Origin of the sequence: Schaalia cardiffensis (assembly GCF_016405145.1) — a bacterium.
Lineage (GTDB): Bacteria > Actinomycetota > Actinomycetes > Actinomycetales > Actinomycetaceae > Pauljensenia > Pauljensenia cardiffensis.
Map to the genome: position 1 here is coordinate 1 of NZ_JAEKIA010000023.1, position 8,170 is coordinate 8,170.

General features: G+C 67.3%; 6 protein-coding genes. 4 read left to right on the top strand and 2 right to left on the bottom strand.

Features of this window, described 5'->3' with window-relative positions; translation table 11 throughout:
* Positions 1–271, bottom strand: a 271-nt coding sequence (locus JFX23_RS09125; protein ID WP_198776632.1) for a metal ABC transporter solute-binding protein, Zn/Mn family, incomplete at its 3' end; no start/stop codon positions are given.
* 40 nt (positions 272–311) lie between these two features.
* Positions 312–1,325: a LacI family DNA-binding transcriptional regulator gene (locus JFX23_RS09130; RefSeq protein WP_233050736.1), complete on the bottom strand. Its 1,014-nt coding sequence runs from the start codon at positions 1,323–1,325 to the stop codon at positions 312–314.
* A 177-nt stretch (positions 1,326–1,502) separates the two neighbouring features.
* Between JFX23_RS09130 and JFX23_RS09135 the strand changes: the two genes are divergently transcribed.
* From JFX23_RS09135 to JFX23_RS09150, 4 genes are all read left to right on the top strand, one after another.
* On the top strand, positions 1,503–2,753 hold the full coding sequence (locus tag JFX23_RS09135; protein WP_198776633.1) for a sugar ABC transporter substrate-binding protein: 1,251 nt from the start codon (positions 1,503–1,505) through the stop codon (positions 2,751–2,753).
* Between the two features lie 184 nt (positions 2,754–2,937).
* On the top strand, positions 2,938–4,539 hold the full coding sequence (locus JFX23_RS09140) for an ABC transporter permease subunit (RefSeq protein ID WP_198776634.1): 1,602 nt from the start codon (positions 2,938–2,940) through the stop codon (positions 4,537–4,539).
* Entirely contained in the window at positions 4,539–5,441 is a 903-nt protein-coding gene (locus JFX23_RS09145) for a sugar ABC transporter permease (RefSeq protein ID WP_198776635.1), read from the top strand. Before JFX23_RS09140 ends, JFX23_RS09145 begins: the two co-directional genes overlap by 1 nt.
* 104 nt (positions 5,442–5,545) lie before the next feature.
* Positions 5,546–7,966, top strand: a complete 2,421-nt coding sequence (locus tag JFX23_RS09150) for a glycoside hydrolase family 31 protein (protein ID WP_198776636.1) — start codon at positions 5,546–5,548, stop codon at positions 7,964–7,966.
* Positions 7,967–8,170: the final 204 nt, after the last annotated feature.

Consider the following 8,170-nt stretch of genomic DNA (forward strand, 5'->3'; position numbering starts at 1 on the left):
GGTCGACGCTGGCGGGGGAGAGTTCGAGGTCGTGCGGCTCGGCACCGTCTGGGGTGAGTGAGGTGACGGAGGTGAGCTCGCCGCCGATCTGTTCAGTCAGGTACTTGAGCGGGTAGAAGGAGGCCATGACGGAGACCTTGCCGGAGGCGGTGGAGCCCGAGGCGGCGCCGGAGGCGGCGGAGTCGGCTCCGGTGGAGCAGGCCGCCAGGGACAGGGCGGCGAGGGCGACGGTGGACAGAGCAATGGGTCGCTTGATGTTCATGAAATCCATTCTTCATTGAAGTGAGAATGGTTGTCAAAGTCTAACGGTGTCAGGAATGTTTCACCGGGCCGGTCGATGCGCGCACGACGAGGTCGGGCGTGTATTCGAAACGACCGGGCTGTACCGAAGCGCCCTTGAGCTGCGTCTCCAGGGTCTGGATGGCTGCCCTCGCGATCGCCTGGATCGGTTGGCGCACCGATGTGAGGGCCGGGTCCGTATGCGCCATGAGCATCGTGTCGTCGAAGCCGATGATCGAAGCGTCGCCCGGGACGTCCAAGCCGAGGGAGTGCGCGGTGCGGATCGCTCCGAGCGCCTGAAGGTCGGAGGCGCAGATGATTCCGGTGACGCCCTCGGCGAGCAGTTCCTTGGCCCCGGCCGCGCCTGCCTCGTAGGTGTAGAAGGTCTCGATGATGCGCGGATCGGTCTGGCCGAGCACGGACTTCATCTGGGTGCGGAAGGCTGCGATCTTGCGCTGGGCGGGAATGATGTGACTCTGGCCCGTCAGCAGGGCGATCCGCTCGTGTCCGTGGTCCGCGAGGTGCTTGACCGCCGCCCCGATGCCCGCCGCGTCATCGGTGGAGAAATCGGGCGCGTCAACCCCGTCGCGCGTGCCGTTGATCGTCACGTAGGGGATGGTCAGCTCGATGAGGCGATGATAGCGCTCGATGTCGCCGTGCAGGTCGGCGTGGCGGCCGGAGACGAAGACGATGCCGGAAACCTGGTGATCGACGAGGGTGCGCACGTAGTCGGACTCGGACGTGGAGCCGGGGGTCTGCGTGCAGATGATCGGAATCCGGTTCGCCCTCGAGATCTCGGACTGGAGGAAGTGGGCGTAGGTCGCGAAGACCGGGTTGGTCAGTTCGGGAACGATGATTCCGATGACGGAGTCCTCCGCGGCGCGCATGGTCGCGGGGCGCTCGTAGCCGAGGGAGTCGATGGCGACGAGGACACGATGGCGCGTCTCGTCCGAGACTTGGCCGGTGCCGTTGACGACGCGGGACACGGTCGCAACGGACACCTGCGCGTGCTCGGCGATGTCCGACATGCGTGTGCGTGACTTCATCGGGACCTCCTTGTCGTTCCTCAAGAGTAGTGCCCTGGTCGGCGCGAATGTAACAGAATGGAGAAGTTCCAGAAAATGATTGCGGAACTGCTACAGAAACACTTACATTCGATACCAGTGACACGGACGTCGCGATAGCTGCGGCGCCGGTCCTCGATTCACCATCAGGAGGGGACAATGCGACGAGGCATTGCCATCATGGGGGCAATCGCCCTCAGCGCCACGCTCGCGGCCTGCGGGTCCGCCGACAACAAGACCGCGATGAGCGGCAAGGCCGACGGCGCCCAAAGTGCCGCCGGCACCAAGGGCGAACTCGGCACCATCACCGTCTGGGCCGACGACACTCGCTACCCGCAGCTCCTGGAATTCTCCAAGGACTTCACCGAGAAGACGAAGATCGGCCTCAACGTCGTCCAGAAGCCGACCGCCGACATCACCCAGGAGTTCATCACCCAGGTCCCGACCGGCAACGGCCCGGACGTCATCGTCACCGCGCACGACGGCCTCGGCCAGCTCGTCGAGAACGGCGTCGTCGGCACCGTCGACCTCGGCTCCGCCAAGGCCGACCTCGCTCCCGCAGCCGTCCAGGGCGTCACCTACGGCGGCCAGACCTACGGCATGCCCTACGCCGTCGAGTCCGTCGCGCTCATCCGCAACAACAAGCTGACCCAGGACACGCCCGCGACCTTCGACGACATGATCGCCTCCGGCAAGGCCACCGGCGCCGAGCGTCCCTTCGTCGTCCAGGCCGGTGAGAACGGCGAGCTCGACCCGTACCACGTGTACGCCTTCCAGACCTCCTTCGGCGCCCCGGTCTTCATGCAGGAGGCCGACGGCTCCTACACCGACCAGCTCGGCCTCAAGGGCCCCGAGGGCGCCGCATTCGCCGAGTGGCTCAAGGCTCAGGGCGGCGCGGGCATCCTCGACCTGTCCGTGTCCGCCGATATCGCGAAGCAGACCTTCCTCGACGGCAAGGCCCCCTACATCGTGACCGGCCCGTGGAACACCGACGCCTTCCGCAAGGCCGGAATGGACATTTCCGTCTTGCCGATCCCGTCCGCGGGCGGCAAGGAGGCCCAGCCCTTCGTCGGCGTCCAGGCGTTCTTCCCCTCGGCCAAGACCGAGAACGGACTCCTCGTCTCCAAGTTCATGCAGTACATGGGTACCAAGGACGTTCAGCAGAAGATGTTCGACCTGGGCGGTCGCGTCCCCGCGATGACCTCCGTCGCCGAGGGCATCTCCGACCCCGATATCAAGGGCTTCGCCGAGGTCTCCGGCAAGGGCGTCCCGATGCCGGCCATTCCCGCGATGTCCGCCGTCTGGGAGTTCTGGGGAGCCACCGAGGGCAACATCGTCGCCGGCAAGGAGGCTCCGGCCGATGGCTGGACCGCGATGGTCTCGAACATCGAGAACACCATCAAGAAGTGATCTGAGCGCAGTCCAGCCGATCGGCTGACCGCTTCCACGGGGATCCCGGACGCCCCGGCGTCCGGGATACCCCATAAGCAGGACCTGTCCGAAACATGCGTCGACGAAGACGCCCTTCGGATAGTGTGGTATACACCACCCCTCCTATCTGAAGACACCTCCCAACGGATCCGGAGTCCCAGTTATGAGTTCCTCCACGTCGGCGCCGCCCAGCGCCGAGAGCACCCCCGCATACAAACCTTCCCACGCGCGCGACGTCACCAAACCGGGCTTCCTCATCAAGCTCGTCCTCATGATGCTCGTCGACGCCCTCGGCGTGTACGGCATCATCACCGCCGCCTTCGTCCAGTCCTGGACGATCGTCGCGATCCTCGTCGTCCTCCTCGCCATCGTCAACTACGTCTACTTCTCCAAGCGGATGATCCCCGGCAAGTACCTCGTGCCCGGCCTCATCTTCCTGCTCATCTACCAGGTCTTCGTCATGGGCTACACGGGCTACGTGTCCCTGACGAACTACGGGCAGGGCCACAACTCGACGAAGGCCGACGCCATCGAATCCCTCCTCATGACGAACACCGTTCGCTCCGAGGGATCCCCCGACGTCGTCACCGCCGTCCTCGACCGCGGCTCCAAGCTCGGCCTGGCCATCGTCCACCCGGAGTCCGGCGACGTCCTCGTCGGCGACTCCACGACCCCGCTCGCCAAGGTCGACGGGGCGAAGGCCGACGAACTCTCGATCACCGAGATCCCCGGCGAGACGATCCTCGGATTCGACCAGCTCGTCACCCGCCAGAAGGAGGTCGCCGGCCTGTCCGCCGCGGTCAGCGACGACCCCAACGAAGGATTCTACGTCACCTCCGACGGCACCAAGGGCTACCTCGCGAAGTCGATCCTCACCTATGACGAGGCCGCCGACACGATGACCAACGCCCAGACGGGCGAAGTCTTCAAGGCGGACGAATCCAAGGGCCTCTTCGTCTCCGACGCCGGCACCGAACTCAAGCCCGGCTGGCGCGTCTTCGTCGGATTCTCCAACTACGCGAACGTCTTCGCCTCGTCCGACCTCGCGGGCCCGTTCTTCAAGGCCCTCCTGTGGTCCTTCGCATTCGCGGTCCTGTCGGTCCTGACGACCTTCGCGTTCGGCCTCTTCCTCGCCCTCGTCTTCTCCGACGAGCGCGTCAAGGGCCGTCGCATCTACCAATCCCTGCTCATCCTCCCGTACGCCTTCCCCGGCTTCCTCGCCACCCTCGTATGGCGCGGCATGCTCAACGAGAAGTACGGCTTCATCAACAACGTGATCCTCGGCGGCGCCGACATCCCGTGGCTCACCGACGGATTCCTCGCGAAGATCGCGATCCTCGGAGTCAACCTCTGGCTCGGCTTCCCGTACATGTTCCTCGTGTGCATGGGCGCCCTGCAGTCCCTGCCCAGCGACTGCATGGAAGCCGCGAAGATCGACGGCGCCTCGGCGCTGCGCACCGTCTGGTCGGTCAAGCTCCCGCTCGTCCTCCAGTCGACCGTGCCGCTGCTCATCGCCTCCTTCGCGTTCAACTTCAACAACTTCTCGCTCATCTACATGCTGACCAACGGCGGCCCGAACTACCCCGGCCTGTCCGTGCCCGTGGGGGAGACCGACATCCTCATCTCGATGGTCTACAAGATCGCGTTCGAGGGCGGTAAACCCGACTACGGCCTCGCCTCGGCCATGTCGATCATCATCTTCATCGTCGTGGGTGTGATCGCCTGGCTCGGCTTCCGTCAGACGAAGGCATTGGAGGAACTGTGATGAGCACGAATACCGCAGCCAAGAAGGAGAAGCTCCACACCTCCCTGACGGGATGGCGATGGGTCGCAGAGGTCGGCTGGCGCCACCTCGTAGGAATCGCAGTCATCATCTACTGCGTCATCCCGCTCCTGTACGTCCTGTCCGTCTCGCTCGTGCCGAACGCGACGCTGACCGGCTCGAACGAACTGTTCAGGACCATCTCCGCCGACAACTACACGGCGCTCGGAGAGAGGAACGGCGGCCAGTACTGGCACTGGATCCTCAACTCGCTCGTCGTCTCGTCCCTCACCGCCATCGGAACCGTCCTCATGGGCGCGGCCGCGGCCTACGCATTCAGCCGCTACCGCTTCAAGGGGCGTCGAGGCACCCTGACGTTCCTGCTCCTCGTCCAGATGTTCCCGCAGATGCTCGCCTTCGTGGCCCTGTACCTGCTGCTCCTGGGCATCCAGGACGTCTTCCCGATCATCGGCTTGAACTCGAAGCTCGGCCTCGTCGCCGTCTACCTCGGCGGCGCCCTCGGGGCGAACACCTTCCTGCTCTACGGCTTCTTCAACTCGATTCCGCGTGAACTCGACGAAGCCGCCGAGATCGACGGGTGCTCCCACGCCCAGACCTTCTGGACGATCATCATGCCGCTGGTCCTCCCGGTCCTCGCGGTCGTGTCCCTGCTGAGCTTCATCTCGTCCTTCGGCGACTTCGTCATCGCCAAGGTCGTGCTCCAGCAGCCCGAGCAGTTCACCCTCGCGGTCGGCATGTTCAACTGGGCCTCCGACGAACGCAACGCCCCGTGGGGCGTGTTCGCCGCCGGCGCCGTCGTCGCCGCCGTGCCCGTGATCCTGCTCTTCCAGTACCTGCAGAAGTACATCGTCTCCGGCCTGACCGCCGGAGCCGTCAAGGGCTGATCGCTCGATTCGACGAGGGCGGCGGGCGGAGCCGAACGGCTCCGCCCCCCCCCCGCGTCGACACGGCTCCGCCCTCGTCCTCGCCCCGATCCCCAAGGACCGCCATGACGACCCAGCACCGAAATACCGCCCTCGCCCTTCCCGACGCGCCCGTCCCGGACCCCGCGGCGGTCATCGCCGGTGAGCGCTGGCGCATCCAGGTCCTCACGTCGCGCCTCATGCGCATCGAATGGTCGCCGAGCGGCTCCTTCGAGGACCGCGCCACCCAGATGGTCGTCAACCGCGCCCTCGACGCCCCCGCCCCCGCCTCCCTCCACGTCGAACGCGGCGTCGGCGGGGGAGTGCGCATCACGACAGACGCCATGACCCTCGACTACGACGGCGCCGAATTCAGCCCCGCCGGCCTCGTCGCCACTGTGCGCCGCTCGCGCCAATGGGGCGCCGAATGGCGCTGGGGACCCGCCCGCGAATCCACCGACCCGCTCTACCGGAACCTGCGCGGCACCGCCCGCACCCTCGACGAGGTCGACGGCCGCTGCGACCTCGAGCCCGGGATCATGGACGGGCGCGGCATCACCGCCCTCGAGGACACGACCCTGCCCATGGGCGAAGACGGCCGCTTCGAACCTCGCGAGGACGGAGCCCACGACCTCTACGTCTTCGCCTACGGACGCGACTTCCGCGGCGCCATCGCCGACTTCTACCGACTCACCGGCCCCCAGCCGATCCTCCCGCGCCACGCCCTCGGCAACTGGTGGAGCCGATTCCACCGCTACTCCGACGCCGACTACCGTTCGCTCCTCGACGACTTCGACGCCCACGGCGTGCCCCTGTCCGTCGCCGTCCTCGACATGGACTGGCACCTCGTCGACATCGACCCCGACCTCGGATCCGGGTGGACCGGCTTCACATGGAACCGAGACCTCTTCCCCGATCCTTCCGCGTTCGCCGCAGACGTCCACCGCCGGGGCCTGGCCCTCACCCTCAACCTCCACCCGGCCGACGGCATCCGCGCCCACGAGGACGCCTACCCGGGCCTCGCCGCGCGCTTCGGCATCGACCCCGCGACGCGGCGCCCCGTCCGATTCGACGCCACCGACCCGGAGTTCATCGACGCCTACCTCTCCGATGTGCTCGCGCCCCTGGAGGACGATGGCGTCGACTTCTGGTGGGTCGACTGGCAGCAGGGCGCGTCGACGAGCGTGCGGGGCCTGGACCCCTTGTGGGTCCTCAACCACGTCCACGTTCTCGACAACGCGCGCCGACACGGTGGACGGGGCCTCACTCTCTCGCGCTACGCCGGGCCCGGCTCGCACCGCTACCCCGTGGGCTTCTCCGGCGATACGACGATCTCCTGGGCGTCGCTCGCGTTCCAACCCGAATTCACCGCGACCGCCGCGAACATCGGCTACGGCTGGTGGAGTCACGACATCGGCGGGCACATGGGCGGCGTCTACGACGTGGAACTGGCGACCCGCTGGGTCCAATTCGGCGTGTTCAGCCCGATCATGCGCCTGCATTCGACGGTCTCCGAGTTCGCCCGCAAGGAGCCGTGGACGTTCCCGGCGCGCGAGGAGGGCATTCAGGAACGCTTCTTGCGCCTGCGCCACCGCCTCGTGCCCTACCTGCATTCCGAGCAGGTCCGCGGCCACGAGGACCTGTGGCCGCTCATCCAGCCGATGTACTGGGAGGACCCAGAGCACGTCGAAGCGTTCCGCGTGCCCAACCAGTACATGTTCGGCCGCTCCATGACGGTCGCCCCCATCACCTCGCCGGCGGACCCCACCACGGGGCTCGGGGCGGCGAAGGCGTGGCTGCCGGACGGCGAATGGGCCGACCTCTTCACCGGCCTGGGCTACGCCGGGGGCCGCGAACGCCTCCTGCACCGCCCGTTGGAGACGCTGCCCGTCTTGGCGCGCAGGGGCGCGGTCCTTCCGTTGGCCGGGCGCTGGTACGAGGCCGGCGCCGTCCCGTCCGGCGTCGACCTGCCCGAAATCCTCGAGCTCCTCGTCGTCGCCGGCGCATCCGGAGAATACGAGCTCATCGAGGACGAGGGCGTGCGCGGCGGCCGAGTCGCGAGGACGATCCTCGCCTGGGACCAGGGAACGGCGACCCTGCGGATCGGGGCCGCCGAGGGCGACGGCGACCTCGTGCCGGGAGAGCGCACCTGGAGGGTGACGATCCTCGGCGCCGGGGACCCCGCCTTTGCGGGTGTCGAGGGCGCCGAAGTCTCCGCGACCTCGTGGGACGCCGAGCGCGGGGCCTTCGTCGTCGACCTCGCACCGACCTCGACGGACCGCCCGATCACCGTCCGCTTCAGCGGCGTCGACGCCGGCGACGCGGTGGGCCGGCAGGAGCGATGCCTCCGGCTGCTCGCCGACACCCAGATGAGCAACCCGGCCCGGGAGGCCCTGTGGAACGAACTGCGCGAGGCCGACCCCGCGCGCGCCCTCGTCGCCCTGGCCGCCCCCGAGGTGCCGGACGCGCTGCGCGCCGCCCTCGCCGAGATCATCGGCGCAGGCTGAGGACGGTGCCCACGGGCGGGGCCGGTGGAATGGGGGGCGGGCGCGCTCCCTGTAGACTCGATCCGGTGATGCCGCATCAGCCAGGTGCGGCCATCATGTGCAAGGAGCATCAAGTGGCACAGGGCCCTTCTCGCCTCGAGTCCGTCATTAGCCTCGCGAAGCGCCGTGGCTTCGTTTTCCCCTGCGGAGAGATCTACGGAGGCA

Excerpts from the sequence above, each read along its gene's own strand:
- JFX23_RS09150 (WP_198776636.1), top strand. The coding sequence starts at position 5,546 with ATGACGACCCAGCACCGAAATACCGCCCTCGCCCTTCCCGACGCGCCC.
- JFX23_RS09145 (WP_198776635.1), top strand. The coding sequence starts at position 4,539 with ATGAGCACGAATACCGCAGCCAAGAAGGAGAAGCTCCACACCTCCCTG.
- JFX23_RS09130 (WP_233050736.1), bottom strand. The coding sequence starts at position 1,325 with ATGAAGTCACGCACACGCATGTCGGACATCGCCGAGCACGCGCAGGTG.
- JFX23_RS09140 (WP_198776634.1), top strand. The coding sequence starts at position 2,938 with ATGAGTTCCTCCACGTCGGCGCCGCCCAGCGCCGAGAGCACCCCCGCA.
- JFX23_RS09135 (WP_198776633.1), top strand. The coding sequence starts at position 1,503 with ATGCGACGAGGCATTGCCATCATGGGGGCAATCGCCCTCAGCGCCACG.